The following is an 18228-nucleotide window of genomic DNA, read 5'->3' on the forward strand; positions in this document are numbered from 1 at the left end:
ACATGGATTTACAGCAAATATTTAAAAATACCCAAATAGCCAGCCGGGGACTTGGCCTGTTAGCACCCGAAAAGGTGAATGCGGTTTTGCAAGACTTAGCGGACGCAGCCGTGGCTCAAACCGCCTTTTTACTCGCCGAAAACGAAAAAGACCTGGCCCGCATGGACCCAGCCGACCCAAAATACGACCGCCTGAAATTAACGGCCGGCCGCCTCGCCGATATTGCGCAGGATATCCGGAATGTAGCGAACTTAACCTCGCCATTGGGTAAAATATTGCTGGAGAAAGAATTGCCCAACGGCCTGCAGCTATCTAAAGTGAGCGTGCCGCTGGGCGTGGTGGGTATAATTTACGAGGCCCGGCCCAATGTTACGTTCGATGTTTTTGCGCTTTGCTTTAAAACCGGTAATGCCTGCATTTTAAAAGGTGGCAGCGACGCGGCTTCTTCTAATGCGGCCATTATTTCGGTTATTCACGGGGTACTGGCCCAACATAATTTAGACGCTAATATTGCAACCCTACTCCCACCCGACCGGCAAGCAACCGAAGCTTTGCTCCAGGCCATCGGGTACGTAGATGTGCTAATACCACGCGGCAGCCAGACTCTAATTGATTTCGTCCGGCAGAACGCTAAGATTCCCGTTATTGAAACCGGCGCCGGCATTGTGCATACTTATTTCGACGAAACCGCTGACTTAGCCAAAGGCCAGGCCATTGTGACCAATGCTAAAACCCGCCGCGTAAGCGTTTGCAATGCCCTCGATTGCCTCTTGGTGCATCAGAACCGCCTGGTTGATTTGCCGAAACTAGCCGCTCCGTTAGCCGAAAAAGAGGTAGAAATATTTGCTGATGCCGCGGCTTTTGCGGCCCTGCAAGGCACTTACCCGAAGGAATTATTAAAACCTGCCCAGGAAGAACATTTTGGCACCGAGTTTTTATCGATGAAAATGGCTATTAAGACGGTAGAAAGTTTGGCGGCGGCATTGGAACACATTGCCAATTATAGTTCGAAACACAGCGAAGCCATTATTTCGGAAAATGCTGAAAACATTCAAAGGTTTCTGAACAGTGTGGATGCGGCCGCCGTTTACGCCAATGCTTCTACCGCTTTTACCGATGGCGCTCAGTTTGGTTTAGGCGCTGAAATTGGCATCAGTACGCAAAAACTGCATGCTCGAGGACCAATGGGATTGGAAGAGCTAACGAGTTATAAATGGGTAGTGCAGGGTAACGGCCAGGTAAGGCCCGCTTAGAAAATTTAATCAGTGAATAAAAAGTGGAGAACTGCTTTAGCGAAACAGCAGTATAAAGTGGCTAATAAAATATTTATAGTTTTGCCGGATGAAAAATACTTATTCCGCTTTGAGTAAGCAGAAAGAAGTTGTGCAGATTATTCGTTTTCTGATAGTAGGTGTGGTCAGCGCTATTTTTGATCTGCTCCTATTCGTTTTACTAAACGATTATTTTAAAGTTAATTATCTTATAGCAAGCTTTATATCTACGTTGTTTGCCATCTTATTAAATTATTATATTTCTAAAAGATGGGTTTTCAGTAGTGGAAAATATTCGTCGCGGATGGAGTTTATTGCTTTTATGATATTCTCCGGCATCGGCGTAGTGCTTAACTCTATCCTGATTTGGTTGTTTGTAGAACACATGCTGCTCGAACCTACGCCCAGTAAGGTTTTGGCCATTGGTATAGTAGCGGTGTTCAACTTTATTACCAAAAAGATGTTCGTGTTTAAAGGCTGATTTAATCTATATTAGATTATAGCCATTGCAATCTATCCCCGTTGTTCAGGAGGAAACTTTATCACTACATGTTAAATAGTTTCCTCCCGAACAACAAAGATGGATTACCTGAACGGAACCTTTCTTCCAGCCCGGAAAAATTAAATTTTTACGTTAGTGGTGCCACCACCCCGGAAGGTAATATCTACCGGGGTATTTTTTTGCCAGGAACCGCCGGTAAAATCTGGCACATCAATGGAGTTAGAGCGGTTGGCCACCGACCACTCGCTTAAAGGTGCAATGGCGCTCCACAGAGCCGCATCGTACACATCCTGATCCAGAGGCAAGCCGTTGCGTAATAAATCTATTAGCCGCCAATCCATTAAAAAGTCCATACCGCCGTGACCACCTACCTGCTTGGCCATTTCGCCTAAGCGCCGGATCAGTTCGGGCTGGTATTTTTCTTCAATGGCTTTAAACTCAGTTTCTGATAGCCACTTCTCGTGCGAGGTAGCTATTTTGGCCGGCAGCGGCCATTTGCGGGCAGAACCGTTGGTACCGGTAATTAAATGAATGCGGGAGTACGGCGCGTTAGACGATACATCGTGCTGCACCATAATGGTCCGTCCTTTTTTGGTACGGATAGTGGTGGTATTCATATTGCCCCGGTACTTTTTATCGGCAAATTCTTTGTAGAAGCTATCCTGGGCCGCCAGCTTTTTCGCGGTTTCGCCCATGGTAAAATCGTTACTCGAAACCGATACCAAATAATCCATCTGGTCGCCGCGGTTGATATTCATTACCTGGCAAATAGGCCCTAAGCCGTGCGTGGGGTACAAACTGCCATTCCGGTAATTTTCTTTTAGCCGCCACATATTCTGGTAGCCGGTTTTACTGAAGTTTAAATCTACCAGGTTGTGAATGTAAGCACCCTCGCCGTGGACAATCTCGCCGAAGAAGCCTTGCCGGGCCATGTTCAGGGTCAGCATTTCGAAAAAGTCGTAGCAGCAGTTTTCCAGCATCATGCAGTGTTTGCGCGTGCGCTCCGATGTTTCTACCAGTTGCCAGCATTCTTCTAAAGTGGTTGCAGCCGGTACCTCCACGGCCACATGCTTGCCGTGCTCCATGGCGTAAACGGCCATGGGCGTATGCAGATGCCAGGGCGTAGCAATGTATATTAAATCAATATCGTCCCGGTCTACCATCTCTTTCCAGGCGTCCTCTTTGCCGGAATAAGCGGTTGGTTTATGGCTGGAATCGGCCAGTTTTTTCTGGACGGCCGCTACTTTATCGGGTCGCAGGTCGCATAACCCTTTTATATCTACTCCGTCTATCCGGTTGATGCGGTTTACGGCGCCAGGCCCCCGCTGCCCTAACCCAATAAAACCAATGCGCACGGTTTCGATTTTAGGAGCGGCATAACCACTCATGTTAAATACCTGGCGGTGACTTTTACCGGCCTGTTTCTGCACATCGCCCGCACTGGCTCCGGTAGAAGCACAGGCGTTTAACAGGCCTGTTCCGGCCAGCCCCACCCCGGCCAGTCCGGCCAGCTTTAAGAATTCTCTGCGGTTATTAGTCATGGTTTTAAAAATCTGTGGTTATGATATTTAATTTGTTTTCAGATGCAATAATTTAACCGGCCTCTTCCTTTTAATCAGGACTTTCGCAAAACAGGTTGTAATATATTTATCCTCCCCGTCTCCCTCCAAAAACCCTGTTTAAGTTAGTCTCCGGCTGCGCTGTGTTATAAATTTAAGCAAATTGTACTTCCCCGAAGTATTCCGGCAAATGAAAATTTGGCTCTTCGGCTAAAATATTATTCCAGGCTAAAAAATGTGGTTGGGGCAGTTCATCGCCGCACTTATAAAAGTTTACTTTGCCCCGCACCCCCTGGAAAGAAGTTAAGTGGTGCCGGCAGAATACTTCAACCGGCAATACCAGGGTCAGTTGCCAGTTGGTTAGTAACTCGCCGTTAGGCGCCGTGGTTTTCTGCATCACTGCCCATCGGTTTATTTTCCCGATTACGTGCTCGGGCAACAGGGTACGGTTTTCTCTGCCCCCGCCAAACCCGCTCAGGCACGTACCCATGCAGTTAAATTCAAAGTTATAATATTCGTCGTCGTCGTTAAAGGCTATAAAAAACTCGACGCAGCTATCTTTAAAGACCGGATCGTTGGTTTGGCGGTAACGGGCCCGGATGGCATTTTCGCTGACATAAAATTTTATAAACAGGCAGTTGAGGCTATGCGCCAGCGAGAATTTAACCGCCGGCACGTAGCTATAAGCCGGCCAGGGCGCTTTATCGATGCTGAGTTTATCCTGCTGGTCCAGAGTGGCAGAAATATCCTCGATAGGCATTTCCCGGTCCAGGGTAGGCAGATACGGGACGTGCAGTTGCTTCAGGTTTGTCTGCATAGTTAGTTTCCCTCCACGGCCACCTGGTTTCGTGCTTGTGCGACCTCCAGAATAATAGCCATCATTTCTTTAAAGTTATCTTCGAGCACGCTAACCAGTTGCAACTGCGCGCGGGCCCGCTGCAGGTTATGTTCCGGAAAATGGATTTTATAATAATTATCGCCGTCTATGTAATCGGTCAGGAAGCGTAAGCCCATAATGTAAGGCAACAACAACACGCCGTAGGCCAGCGAAGTTAACTCGGTTCGGGAGAGGAAGGCACCCGTTTCGGCCAGAAAGCCTTCGGTAAAGCCCCGGAACAAAGCCAGATCCACTTTAATTTTGCTCAGGTCTTTTTCGTCTTCGGCGGCGGTATTTACGGTAGTGCGAATAGCATCGCCAAAATCATAAGCCACGTAGCCGGGCATTACGGTATCCAGGTCAATTACGCACTGGGCTTTGTTCTGCGCATCGAGCAGGACATTGTTAAACTTGGTATCGTTATGGGTAATGCGCAACGGTATCTGGCCGGCCTGTCCCAGGTTTAGGACCGTACTCATGGTGGCTATCCGATTTTCGACGGCCTCGATTTCCGGCTGCACTTCTTTTACCCGGCCCACCGGATCTTTGGTTATGGCCTCCCGAAATAGGCGCAGACGGCTTTCAATATTGTGAAAATTCGGGATGGTTTCGTGCAACAGGTTTACGGGCAAATCGGCCAGCAATTGCTGAAATTTACCAAAAGCTTTACCGCCCTCGTACGCTTGCTGCGGTGTTTCTACAATATCGTAAGAGCGGGTATTGTCCAGGAAAAGATACACCCGCCAATAATTTCCGTCGGCATCGGTAAAGTACCAGTGGCCCGCTTGGGTTGGTACTAGCGTAAGTACTTCTTTTTCCGGGTTCGCTTCGGGTAAAGTGCTTAGTTTATCCCGCAGGTGTTTCGTTACTACCTGAATATTTTCCATGAGGGCCGGCACGTTTTTAAAAACGTGGTGATTCACGCGCTGCAGCAAATAATCAGGACAGCCGGGCTGCCCGTTTTTTACCCGGTATGTATCGTGAATATGGCCTGAACCGTGGGGGTGAATGTCTGCTACCTGGCCCCGGATGCTAAACTCCCTTACTACTGCGGCTAAGTTATCGCCGGCCTTACTGCTCTCTTTCATTTTATTTCCGCAATTCTAAAGACTCATTCCACAAATTTTCGGGGTAAACGCCCTGGGCAATCAGCTTACGCAAGGTTTGTTCGGCTATTGGTTTATCGGCCGGATAAGTTACCCCAAACCATTTTTCGTTGGTAGGCAACACCTTTACGCGGGCTATTCCGTTCTGCACCAGTTTATCTACTGCTGCCGGCAGAAAAAATTCGGCCTTGGGGTTATGCGTTTGGGTTTCTAAAAACTCCCGGAAATACGTCTCCAAATATCGGAAAACCGTGGGCGGAAAACCCATCAGGTTCATCGAAACCACTTCGTCGCCGGTAAGCTTTATTTCCTGATTATCGGGGGTTTTAGAGATAATACCACCGGGCGTTTGTTCAATATGGGTTTGTTCGGTTATGCGAACCAGGTTACCTGCGGCATCTACCTCGCAGATTCCCCGCGCCACCGCACCGTGTTCCGATAAAGTATTCGATAATTTAAAGCCTACCATCGCCAGTTGGCCAGAAGTATCCTGTTTTAAATAATCGGCCATTGCTTTAAAAGAAGTATAGCCGTAAAAATCATCGCCGTTAATAACAGCAAACGGAGTGGTTACCTTGGCAGCCGCCACCCAAACAGCGTGCCCGGTTCCCCAGGGCTTAACCCGATTCTCCGGCACACTATAGCCTTCGGGCAAAATATCCAGTTCCTGCAATACATAATCTACGTCTATTTTGCCGGCAAACCGGGGCAGCAGCGTTTCCTTAAATTCTGCTGCTATGGCCTCGCGGATTACAAAAACTACCTGCCCAAAGCCCGCCTTTATGGCATCGTAAATAGAATAATCAATAATGGTTTCGTCGTTCGGGCCAAATTTTTCTAACTGCTTTAAACTGCCATAGCGGGTTCCCATACCCGCTGCCATCACCATCAATGCCGGTTTTATCGCCATTTTTTTTACTTTCTGGATTACCCCGCCGATAAACTTTCCTTTATCAGCCTTCCTGATTTTTATATATTTTATTTACAGCCGGCTTTTACCTGAATATTCAGGCATGGTCTGCAGTTTTAAGCGCAGCGGCTAAAGAAATCTTTTTAGTTCTAATGAATAGAGTATTGCGCTTACCTAAGCACAATTAATATTCTTTTGCTTCTAAAAATTGCCAGAACCCAGGCTTGTTTAATTAGCGTAAACCAGCTTTGTATTCCCAGCTTTAAATTTCAAGTCATTAAACATAAGTAATAGTTTCTAAAGATCAAACAAAGTTATAAAAAAATGTGCTCGTACACACAACAGAATTTACAAGTTGTGCACGAACACCCAATATGGAGGTACAATAGCGGTTTGGCTTTTGCGCCGTTACGCTCATAACAGCTATAAACGGCCACTACTGGCTATAACCCAGCATTGTCTTACTAACTGTTTTGTATTATTGGTTTAACGTGGCTTTGAATTGAACAGTTAAATGCGAAGCCCAGCAGCCGGAGCCTCTTGAAAAAGCAGGAAATTGGGTTGCAATAGCCTGTAAAAACAACCGCCTGCATTAATAATGCAGGCGGTTTAAGTTAATTTATAATCTGGGAATGAGAGGCCGGCAACTAACTATGCCGGTAAATATTAATTTAGGACTTTCGCAAAATAACCAAAAAGAGATAAAAGGGAGTATAGCAGCTGGAGGGAAGAGTAAGATGAAAACTGTAATAGAGCATTACTGCCAATACTTGTTGAGCACGCAAATCAACTACACCTGCACCTACTTTGCCGACCATGTAGCAGGTTTAAGCCATGACTCGGTTCACCGGTTTTTGCGGGATGAGAAGCTTACGCCTAGATTGTTGTGGGAGAAGGTCAAGCCGCTTATAGTGCAATCTTCTTATGCTTATATCATCTTTGATGACACAGTGCTGGACAAGCGGCATTCTCGGGCGATGGAACTGGTCAGAAGGCAGTATTCAGGCAATGCGCACGGCATCATCAAAGGTATAGGCGTGGTTAACTGCCTCTACTTAGACCCCATAAACCAGCAGTTCTGGCTTATTGACTACCGCATCTTTGACCCACAGACCGATAATAAAAGCAAGCTGGACCATGTAGCGGATATGCTGCAGCATCTCAAGTATAGAGGTGTGCTTTTCCAAACGGTGCTTATGGACAGTTGGTATGCAACTACTATGCTGTTCAAGTACCTGATAAAGGAAGGTAAAACCTTCTGCTGCCCCATTAAGAGCAACCGCAAAGTAGATGATTCATCTGGTAAAGAGCCCTATAAGCCGGTAGATGAATTGCAGTGGAGTGAAAAATAATTAGCACAAGGCAAGCTCATCAAGTTGCATGGATTTCCGCTGGATGTAAAGGTAAAGCTATTCCGGGTTGAGGTGTCTACCCACCGCACGGACTACATCGTGACCAATGATGTAGGGCAAGACAACGCTGAGGCTGTCAAACAGATATGCAGCTTGAGATGGTGTGTCGAGCAGCTGCACCGAGAGGAAAAACAATTGACGGGAATACAAGAGTCGCAGTGTCGGCTGGCCAGAGCGCAACGCAATCACATTCTGGCTGCTACGCTCGTTTGGACCAGGCTCAAGCAACTGGCTTATGCTTCTGAGCAAACCATTTATCAACTCAAGATAGGTTTGCTCGACCATTACCTGTCACAACAATTAAAAAGGCCCGATATGCCTTATGCTTAATTTGCGAAAGTCCTATAATTATTAAGCTGGGTAAGCTTATGCGCAATCAGCTTTTTACTTCCGGACTTTATAAAATATAGCGCCGAACAGAAAAATAACCACGTAGCAGATAATTGGCAAATAATAAGCACTGGCTACATCTTTATTGGCTACAATGCCCATAATGGGCGGGAATACAGCTCCGCCTACTACCCCCATTACAATAAAAGAAGAGGCCTGTTGGGTGTGTTTGCCTAAGTTTTTCAGACCTAAACTAAAGATAGTCGGGAACATGATGCTGAAAAAGAAGTTGAGCAGCAGCAGGGCGACAAACGAAATCATACCCCAACTTTGCGCAATAACAATACACATTAATATATTAGCTAATGCATAACCGGCCAGAAGTTTGTTCGGGGCGATAAATTTCATCAGGAAGGTACCCACAAAACGACCCACCATCATCATTACCATAAATATTAACCCAAAATAATAGGCTGCTATTTCGGGGGTTAAACCCATTTTTTCTTCGCCGTAAAAAATAAAGAAAGCCCAGGTACCGGATTGCGCTGCCACGTTAAAAAACTGCGCAATACAAGCCCAGATAAAATGCCGGTGCTGAAACAGTTTTTTCGGGGCCTTTAAATCTTCCGGCGCTATGCCCACCTCGTAGGTATCGGTACTAACCACGTGCGGGTCGGTAAGGGTAGGGACTTTTACAAAGGCAAAGGCAACCGCCAGCGCCGTAATAACCACTCCTATAATAGTATATAATATTTTTACCGAATCGAGCTCGCCGGAAGTGCCGGTACGCAGTAAAAAATAACCACCAATTACCGGGCCTATTACTGCCCCTAACCCATTAAAAGCCTGGGCAAAGTTTAAGCGCTGATCGCTGGTGCGCTGGTCGCCTAAAGAGGCAATAAACGGGTGCGCTACGGCTTCTAAAGTAGCCAATCCGCAACCCAGAATAAACAAGGCTAACCGGAAAAACCCAAACGACTCCGAATCGGCGGCCGGTACAAATAAAAAGGCCCCTGCCGCATACAAGAACAACCCCAGCAGCACACCCATTTTATAACCAAAGCGTTTCATAAACAAGCCAGCCGGTACGCCCATAATAAAGTAGGCGCCAAACACCGAAAACTGTACCAATCCCGATTGGGCTTTCGATACATGTAATACGGTCTGAAAATGTTTGTTCAGGACATCGCCCATGGTAATGGCAATGCCCCACAGCATAAACAAGGAGGTAACAAAAACGAAGGTAGTGAGATACTTTTTTTCGGTAAAAGCTGCCGGCTGCGCAGGCATTCTGGCTTCAGACGAAGTACTGGGTGACATCATAATGAAAGTGGGTAAGCAAATTTGCCGTATAAATAGGCAAAAAATCTAAAACTTACTCCTTTGCCTGGTTAAATTATTCAGATTTCTCTCTTGGCACTTCCTTATTCTTCGTAAACGGTGTCTTGCTAAACAAACGTAAAATTACCTTTCTATCTCCGTAAGCGCCGGAATATTAACCACCTTGGCTCTTAAACTAACCTGCAACCAAGGCCTGGCCAAACCAGTTTATCCACCTCAAATTTTGCTTTCGCGCCTGTTCTTTCTAATTTGGTCTTATGATTTCGCTTAAACCAATTGCTTTTGCCGCACTATTTTGCTTTTTCTTCAGCTTTTTTAACCCGTTTGCCTTTGCCCAGCAACCCACTCCACCGCCCGGTTTACCTGTATCTACCACAGATTCGCTCCGCCAAGCAGAGGTATATAACCTGGCCCGCCAGTCTTTTGTGCTGTTCGATAGCCTGAATTACCGGTTTATCGGCGATGGCAATCTTACCCGCGGCAACATTAACCGTACGTTGGTAGTTACCCGGGCCGAAATAATTGTAAATGGACCAGTTGTTTCTTTATCTACCAATCCGCGGTTTGCTTACGGTAAACAAAACCACGTACTGGCTGAGCGCGATGCCTACATAGATTTATTTATTGATATTTATAAGCAAAAGCGGGTATACGGTTTTAGCCTGGCTACCCTGGAAAACAGCAACTTAAGGGGTATAAACCTGCGACAATTAGCCGGTATCGGGGTAGGGTTGCGACTGCTCCGGAAATCAAACCACACCTTATCTTTTACCAACGCAGTTATTCATGAGTCTACTAATTTCCGGAGCCGGCCTACCATTACCATCCAGCGTAACTCGGCCCGCTTAAAAGGCAGCCATACTTTTCTGCAAAATAAAATCCGTTTTAACCACATTACCTTTGTGCAGCCCGCGCTGAGCGATTTCTCTAACCTGCGTTGGAACACCGTAGTTTCGCTGGAGTTGCCTTTAACCAAATGGGTAACCATCCGGACAGCTTTTGAAAACACGTACGAGAGCGTGGTAGATCCTAACCGCAAGAAGAACGATACCCGCCTAACCGCCGGCATTGCCGTAGGTAACCGGCCGTAACGATTATATTTATAGCCTAAAGCCTGTATAAAACTATAGTTAAGCGCGACTGGGAAGCAGATTCTTTTTGGGTGGCGAAAGGCTACTGCTTTTTAGTCTGTTTTCTCTTTTATCTAAGCTTCGGCTCCCCACCTAACTTAAACTGATAAAAAATTTTATTTTCTATCCAATATTTTTTTATACATCTGGAGCCTTCTTACCAAGCCACCCAAGGATATTATTTAAGCTTAATTTAGCAATTATAATATATAATTTAACTAATATAAAGTTACTTCATTATAGCAAGTCCTGCTGGTGTTGTTAATACGCCTAAACTCTTCTAAAAGCTAATATTTAATAAATAAGTCGAAAAATACTATAACGCTCGCTGTAACAATACAATCCTAATACAGACTTGAAATTAATTACGTTTTTTCCGGATAATGGAAAGATTAATCCGAAACCTGGAAAAAGGCCACCCTTTTACAAGTCAAGAAAAAAACTAAAAAAGCCTATAGCCTCTCCAGAACATATATTTTAATATATATTCACTTTCTGGCATATATTTAGATTTATAAAAGAGAGAATCCTATAAAAAATTACTTAAATGAACACCCAGCAGCAGACTATTATCACTACCAACACCGAAAAGCCTATAATTTCTGATGCTGAAAATAAGAACTTTCAATCAGAGGTAAGATTATATGTGCTGTCGATGCAAATGCCGGTGTATATAAAAATACCGAGAATAAACAAAAGCCTAAGCAGTTAACCAGAATACCTAAACTGGACAGGAAAGACAATCATTATTAAATTTTATATTAAATAATTTAAATATATAAATTTTTTATTTTAAAATATTCGCTTTAGTTTCGACTCTCAGAACAAATAATAACAAAAAATGCTGCCTATGTCCTATTATTTACTAAAACGCGGTCACCCGCCTTGGTTCACAAGCCAATGATCAGTACCCTAGGTTATTTAATTGGAAACACCATAATAATCGCTTTCGGCCATCGTGGCAACTTAACTAAAAAAAGAAAAAGCTGAATTATTTATCTACGCGATAACTCAATTAAAGCAGGTTCTTACCACACGCTTCTGAATTACCGATCAAATCCATAGGAAAGTATTGAATCCTAAAAAACCATACAATAATTAAACCCCAGTAAAAACGCTTAACCCTTTAACCCTAATTTTATGCAAAAGAATTTTACACATTTAATCCAAGCGGTTGCCCGAGCCCGAAACTACTCGGCTGCAATTGCTACTTTGCTTTTTATACTGCTGTTGCAGGCAAATACTGCTTCGGCTCAAGCTTCTCTTCCGGCTCCAACTCAAACTAATTCAACTTTGTGTGAATTTAGAGTTGGTAGCCCTAACAGCGTTACTTTTAATTCATCCTATACTGCCAGCAATGGAAATAATGACAGAGCAACCACACTACACTGGGAATATAGCCCTACAGGTGCTAACAATAGCTGGTCTACTGTTAATCCAAGCGGAGGAACTGTAAACGGTGTTACAACATCTTCTTTTAGTGGCAATGTTGCAAATACTACTTTAACCCTAACTAATGTGCCGGTAGGTTATAGTGGGCAGTATAGAGCTGTTTACGTTAGAGTTGTAACTAATGGCAATAATACAACAACTACAACTCTTGCAAGAACTGCTCCTGCAACTTTAACTGTTAACGCTTTTCCAACGGCTTCAATCAATAATGCTCCCTCCACTTTAACATTTTGTTCTGGCGGTTCTGTAAATCTAGATGCCGGTACTGGTAGTAGTTCCTTTACTTACCAATGGCAAAAGCAAAATCAGGACGGTAGTTATTCTAATATTACGAACCCGAATGTTAACACAACACCATATTTATTACCAGCAAGTACTTCAGGCAATTATCGGGTTATTGTGGGCAATAATAGCTGCACCTCTATCTCCAATCCTGTAACGGTCAGAGTTATTCAAACCCCTACGGCCTCTATCACAGCCAACCGATCATTAACTTTTTGTGAGAACCAGGAGGTAGTATTAACGGCAGGAGCAACTTTTGCTGATCCCACCAATGCTCCCGCAGTTGGTAACCTTAGATATGCCTGGTATAGAAATTCACAGCTTATTCCAGATGAAACACTTCCAACTTATACCGCTAGAACCTCGGGCAACTATTCTGTAATAATAACTAATGTTGATGGTACAATAACTTGCCCTAGTAACCAACCTAGTGTTACCGTAAATGTTATTCCCCTTCCGGTAACCAATATCTCGGCACCTAATGGCACCAGTGCCTGCCCTGCCACACCAAATGGTACCGGTGGCACCGTCCTCTTAAGCGCAAATCCGGTAAACAATACCTATGATCCTGCTACAGCCATTTATACCTGGTACAAAGTGGATGCAAATGGTGATAATACTCTTATCCCAGATGCAAACAGCAGGGATTATTTAGCCAGTACTACCGGCAGATATCGGGTTCAAGTTACTACACCAACGACTCAATGTGCTAAATTTTCTGATAATTTGATAACCGCTACCATTTTATCGCCTACTACGGCTATCAATAATTATCGACCTCAGGTTTACTTCTGCGAAGGTGGCTTAACAACTGCTAACCCAATACTTTTAACTGCTGCTCAAGGAGATAATTATACCTATACGTGGTATAAAAAGGATATACAAAATAATACTCAGTTAGTTGTAGGTGATGCACGTACTATTTCTGTCGACCAGCCAGGATTTTATTATGTAGTAATAGCTATTGCCAATAGCTGTACTACCGAATCTGCCCTTACTGAAGTAACTCAAGCTCCTGCTATTACTAATAACACTATTACCTCACCTACCACTACAATATGCGAAGGTACGGCTCCAGGTACCATAACCGGCATTGCGCCAAATGGTGGGGTTGGAACAGCATTTACTTACCAGTGGCAAATAAGTTTTGATGGCGAGAATTTCACTTTCATTGAGGATGCCGATGCCAGAGGTATAAATTACTCCCCTGGGAATTTAACTCAGACTACCTGGTTCCGCCGGGTGGCAACCTCATTATGTTCTGAGCCTAGTAATAGTGTCCAGATAACAGTAAATCCGGCTATTCAGAGTAATACCATTACAGCCCCAGCAGTAACTACAATTTGCGCCGGCATATCTTCTCCAATTATTGATGGTAATGTCCCTGTTATTGGTGATGGAACCGTACTATATACCTTCCGTTGGGAAAGCAGTACCACCAGCGCTACCGAGGATTTTAGCGCAGCCACTGGCACCAACAATACCCAAACCTACAATCCTGGTAGCTTAGCTCAAACTACCTGGTTCCGTCGCGTAGTCTTATCAGGACCTTGCACAAATATTAGTAATGAGGTGGTTAAAATTACCGTAATCCCACAACCAACTGCCAATGCTGGTCCTGACCTGAGTGCTTGCCCTAAACCCGGACAAGTGGCAGGGGAAGAGATTACTGAATTTACGCTTAATAATGCGAATGGTGATTTTGGAACTTTTGAATGGAGTGTAGTACCGGGTGGAACAGCGACAGCCCAAATCCTTAATCCAAATCAGCTTCGCCCGACCGTAAACGTGATTGGCTTTGGTACAGTAATCCTGCAACTGACCACCACCAGCACTACTTGCGGCACTCAAGTTTCTGACCAGGTGACACTGACCGCTAATCCATTACCTACAGCTACAGCTAGTTCGCCTGAGCCAACCAAATGTATTGCAGTTGGCAGTAATACTACTAACTTCGAAGTTAATGGGGAAATTACAAATACGAATGATTATGCGTGGATTATCGTAAGAACTACTGGGAATGCTACAGCCAGTATTCCTACTACCTTGCAATCAAGTGTTACTGTAACTGGTACCGGTTCCGTAACTTTACAATTAGTTGCAAAAACTGATTTCTGTCAAGCGGGCTCCGCTGAGGTTACATTAACCGTTAATCCCTTACCAACGGCTACGGCTGCGGTTGCCGCAAATGAACAGACTGCGAAATGTGTGCCGCTAGGTACAAGCAGTACCACTTTTCAGCTAAATGGTCAAAGTAACGGTAATTTTGTTTGGACCCAAGTAGGCAGCACCGGAGCTACTGCCTCTTTTGAATCTGGTGCTGAAAACACGATTAACCCTATCGTAACAGTAACGGGTGTAGGCACGGTAACCCTCCGCCTGACTACTACCAGCGAAGTAGGATGTGGCGAGCCTGCTACTTCTGATGTTATCTTATCGCTGAATCAAACACCACAAGTTGCGTTAGCAGACTTTCCGGTTGAATTATGCACTACCACCGGCATCTTTCCTTTAACTGGCGGCTCCTTTAATGGTACAACAGGCGCAACCAATGCCGGTACTTATTCCTATAATGGTCCTAGTGGAGGTGTATATAGCGTTACTGCTGCTAACGGTGCTGTAAACTGGTTTTTCGACCCTAGTAAAGCCGGTGCGGGACAATGGTCCATCACTTATACGGTTACTGCCAATGGTCAATGTGCTAATTCTGCCACTAAAACTCTTTCTGTGAAAACAAGCCCTGTAGCACCTACCTTTACCGGTGTTACCGATGGCGCTACCATCTTTTCTGGCGAAGGAAACAAAACCTTGTCTGGCACATTAGTTGGCGCTACCAGCGGTACATTCTCCGGCTTTGGCGTTAGCAGCACTGGAACTGGTAGTGGTACTTTCAATCCTTGTGCTGCCTTTAGTGAGGCCATAGCCGCCGCTGGAACACCAGATGCAACTACGGTAAATGTGGCTATCACTTATAGAGTAAGTAATGATAACCAATGCTCCAATTCTATTACCAAGAACGTTACAATAAACAAATCAGTTTACCAGGCAGTAGTAACTTCCAGCTTAAAACCATTTTGCCGGGGTGACAATGTTGCTCATACGGTACGACTTTACCGGGAAGCAGTGATTATTTACCCTTACTTAACTAACGCCGCAGGAGAGCCAATAAGATTAAATGGTACACTTGTTGGTCCGCAGGAATTTCCAGTAAGTAATCCTGCTTATCCTTTTCCAGCGGGTACCACTGAAGCTGCTAAATTACTGGCCTGGCGTTTCTTTAATCCAGTAGTAGTTAGTGGAACAGAAATTACCAGTGGCCTTACTTATCAGTGGAATAAAAACCAGAAAGAAAAAGGCAATGGCGAATTAGGTGGCCAAGGCGCTGACGCTCAGGTTTTTTCAAACGCCGGCTTATCCTCTCTGGATTATTACTCTGCCTATGTTACGACTAATTCCAGCTGCCCAGTTTTAAGTAATTTAGTATCCAGCCGTACTTATACCGGACAAATTTCTGGCTATGCCATTACTTTAGCAGCAAATAAAAACCCTATCTGCCCAAGCGATGCAGTAACCTTCACTGCCACCTTAGATGAAACTTTCCCAATTGCTTGGACTAGTATAAACTTACGTCTAAACTGGATTCTAGTAACTGCTAATGGACAAAGAAGTGTATTGCGGACTAATGGTTATGATGGCACCCCGGCAAGCTTGCAGTACACAACAACTGCTTTGCAAAATGGTGATAAAATTTCGATTGAATTTACTTCTGATATTAATGGAGCTTATGTTGGCAGTAAATGTTTTGCAGAAATACTGCCTACCAATGCTATAACCATGATAGTAGCCATAAACCAAACTCTTACTGGTGGTTCTTACTGCGCAGGAAATACCGGAACAGTTAGAATGAACGGCTCTCAGGTTGGTATTTCTTACCAGTTGCTCCTTAATGGCTCACCGGTAGGTAATCCAGTGGCTGGCACTGGTACAGGTATGAATTTTAACAACCTTACTGCTGGCAGCTACACCGTACAAGCCATTGCTTCCGGAAGTACTTGCTTAACGTACGGGCCAGTAGCTTTAACAGAAAATCCGTTACCAGAAGCTCCATCAGGTGGTAACCAGACAGTATGTTCTAATGGCACAAGTACGCAGACGTTAACAGCCTCGGCTACCGTACCAAGCGGTTTTAGTTTGATTTGGTATACTTCGCTATCTGGTACTGGAACCACTGCTTCGCCTACACAAGTTGGAGTAGGCAGCAAAACTTATTATGCGGCACTCCAAAACCTAACTACTTCTTGTATAGGTCCGCGTACTGCTATAACCTTAACCATAAATGCACAACCAGCTGCCCCAATAGCCGCAAATAAAACTATATGTTCAGATGGTTCTGCTTCACAGACGCTAACTGCTTCGGCTACAATACCTCCTGGTTTCAATATAATCTGGTATACCTCCGAAACAGATTTTGGTGCAACCTCAACACCAACGCAAACTGGGGTAGGAACAGCCAATTACTGGGCCGCTGCCCAAAGCCAGACTACATTATGCATTGGTCCACGGACAAAAGTAACTTTAACCATTAATCCATTACCTACAGCTAATGCCGGCGTAAATCAAGAAAATTGTACTCCTGGCCTGACTACAACTTTTGACTTGGCAGGTACCGCAGCCTTTGGAAACTTTACCTGGTCTGTTGCCAGCAATCCAAACAATCTTCCTGTTGCAATAGCTAATCCTAACCAACTTAACTCTAAGGTGACTATTACAGGTAGTGGTACAATTACCCTGAAACTGACTACAATCTCAAGTTTTGGTTGCGGTACAGTTTCCGATGAAGTAGATTTAGTTGTAAATAAAGTTCTGAACGAGGAGCCTGAAATTAATGAACCCAATAACTTAAGTTATTTTCAACCTGCTACCTTTACTGTAGAATCTACTAATTCTAATGTAAACTGGACTTACAGATGGTTTATTATTTACAGCACTGGCTTACCAATTGAGCAAAAAGACCAAACTGGTACAACCCTCACAGTTCCTGCAGAAAAGATGACGACAGATTTTATTGGAGTACAAGTAGTTCAGGTGGCACCTGAAGGAATCTGCTATAATACCAAATTCTCTTCATTAGCTGAAACAAGTGATCTTACCATATTGCCAGTAGAGTTGCTGTACCTTAAAGCTACGAAGCAGAATAACAACGTAGTAGAACTGGAATGGGCTACCGCCATGGAGCAGAACAGCGAAGGGTTTGAAGTGCAGGTATCGCAGGATGCTAAAAACTTCCGTACCCTGGCCTTTGTCGCCTCTAAAGCGGGTGGCAACACCAACCAAAAACAGGTATACACCTTCCACGATAAAGAGAATGGCAAATATGGCACCCGCTACTACCGCTTAATGCAGCGCGACATGAACGGTGACGCAGAATATTTCGGACCTAAGGCGGTGAAAATTGGTGAATCGGTAGAAAGCTTAAGCGCTTACCCGAACCCCTTCACCAGCGAAGTGAACCTGGAAATACAAGCCGAAGCATCTGGTAGTCTGCACGTAGTGGTAACCAATGCCGCCGGTGCCAAAATACTAGAACGTACTTTTGCCGCAGAAAAAGGCAGCAACCGCGAAACACTCCGCTTTAGCAGCAGTTTGCCACAAGGCATGTACATTATTACCACGCGCCTGAATGGCAAAACTAGCCACTTCAAGCTCATGAAACAATAGTAAGCTTTATTAGGGTTAAAGCTAAAAGGGGCAGGTATTTTACCTGTCCCTTTTTTTATTTTAAAACCAGGCTAATCTGACAACCAGTATTCTTGACCAGCCGGGAACAGAATACAACCATTGTTCTTCTTCCTGCTTAAGAACACAACAGAAGAATAACTAGTAAAATCCAAATTTAACAATACTAGCCCCGTGTCATCTAGGCTCCCTATTAGATTAGAGGCTTAGCAAAACTTTCGATTAAATACCTTTACTACAAGTCCAAACTCCTCGCCATTGAATTTATCTGTTAACTAATATCAAAAGCCTTCATCTTAAAAATTATTTAAATTCAAAAA

General features: G+C 44.4%; 9 protein-coding genes and 1 pseudogene. 5 read left to right on the forward strand and 5 right to left on the reverse strand.

The window, feature by feature from the left end; all coding sequences use genetic code 11:
• Window positions 1–2: 2 nt before the first annotated feature.
• A complete protein-coding gene (locus AAE02nite_RS11130; protein WP_146897806.1) occupies window positions 3–1253 on the forward strand; it encodes a glutamate-5-semialdehyde dehydrogenase in 1251 nt (416 codons plus the stop codon).
• Between the two features lie 88 nt (window positions 1254–1341).
• Window positions 1342–1752: a GtrA family protein gene (locus AAE02nite_RS11135; RefSeq protein WP_146897807.1), complete on the forward strand. Its 411-nt coding sequence runs from the start codon at window positions 1342–1344 to the stop codon at window positions 1750–1752.
• Window positions 1753–1892: 140 nt separating this feature from the next.
• On the opposite strand, the gene AAE02nite_RS11140 is transcribed toward AAE02nite_RS11135, so the two are convergent.
• From AAE02nite_RS11140 to AAE02nite_RS11155, 4 genes are all read right to left on the reverse strand, one after another.
• Window positions 1893–3314, reverse strand: coding sequence for a Gfo/Idh/MocA family protein (locus AAE02nite_RS11140; RefSeq protein WP_146897808.1), 1422 nt, complete (start codon window positions 3312–3314; stop codon window positions 1893–1895).
• Between the two features lie 172 nt (window positions 3315–3486).
• Window positions 3487–4149 carry a carbohydrate-binding family 9-like protein gene (locus AAE02nite_RS11145; RefSeq protein ID WP_146897809.1) on the reverse strand — a complete coding sequence of 221 codons (663 nt, stop codon included), beginning with the start codon at window positions 4147–4149 and terminating at the stop codon, window positions 3487–3489.
• 2 nt (window positions 4150–4151) lie between these two features.
• Window positions 4152–5297 (reverse strand): phosphotransferase enzyme family protein, encoded by a 1146-nt coding sequence (locus AAE02nite_RS11150; RefSeq protein WP_146897810.1) that lies wholly within the window; start codon window positions 5295–5297, stop codon window positions 4152–4154.
• A 1-nt stretch (window position 5298) separates the two neighbouring features.
• Window positions 5299–6225: a nucleotidyltransferase family protein gene (locus AAE02nite_RS11155; protein ID WP_246150970.1), complete on the reverse strand. Its 927-nt coding sequence runs from the start codon at window positions 6223–6225 to the stop codon at window positions 5299–5301.
• A 737-nt stretch (window positions 6226–6962) separates the two neighbouring features.
• Here AAE02nite_RS11155 and AAE02nite_RS11160 point away from each other — a divergent pair.
• Window positions 6963–7967 (forward strand): annotated as a pseudogene (locus AAE02nite_RS11160) (IS701 family transposase).
• A 54-nt stretch (window positions 7968–8021) separates the two neighbouring features.
• Here AAE02nite_RS11160 and AAE02nite_RS11165 read toward each other — a convergent pair.
• On the reverse strand, window positions 8022–9287 hold the full coding sequence (locus AAE02nite_RS11165; RefSeq protein WP_371863464.1) for a sugar MFS transporter: 1266 nt from the start codon (window positions 9285–9287) through the stop codon (window positions 8022–8024).
• A gap of 278 nt (window positions 9288–9565) precedes the next feature.
• Here AAE02nite_RS11165 and AAE02nite_RS11170 point away from each other — a divergent pair, with 278 nt between their 5' ends.
• Both AAE02nite_RS11170 and AAE02nite_RS11175 read left to right on the forward strand, forming a co-directional pair.
• Window positions 9566–10399 carry a DUF481 domain-containing protein gene (locus AAE02nite_RS11170; protein ID WP_146897812.1) on the forward strand — a complete coding sequence of 278 codons (834 nt, stop codon included), beginning with the start codon at window positions 9566–9568 and terminating at the stop codon, window positions 10397–10399.
• Between the two features lie 1179 nt (window positions 10400–11578).
• The gene (locus AAE02nite_RS11175; protein WP_146897813.1) at window positions 11579–17890 is read left to right on the forward strand and encodes a DUF8696 domain-containing protein; all 6312 of its coding nucleotides are present in this window, start codon (window positions 11579–11581) and stop codon (window positions 17888–17890) included.
• Window positions 17891–18228 lie beyond the last annotated feature (338 nt).

Origin of the sequence: Adhaeribacter aerolatus (genome assembly GCF_007991635.1) — a bacterium.
In the GTDB taxonomy this organism is placed as follows: domain Bacteria; phylum Bacteroidota; class Bacteroidia; order Cytophagales; family Hymenobacteraceae; genus Adhaeribacter; species Adhaeribacter aerolatus.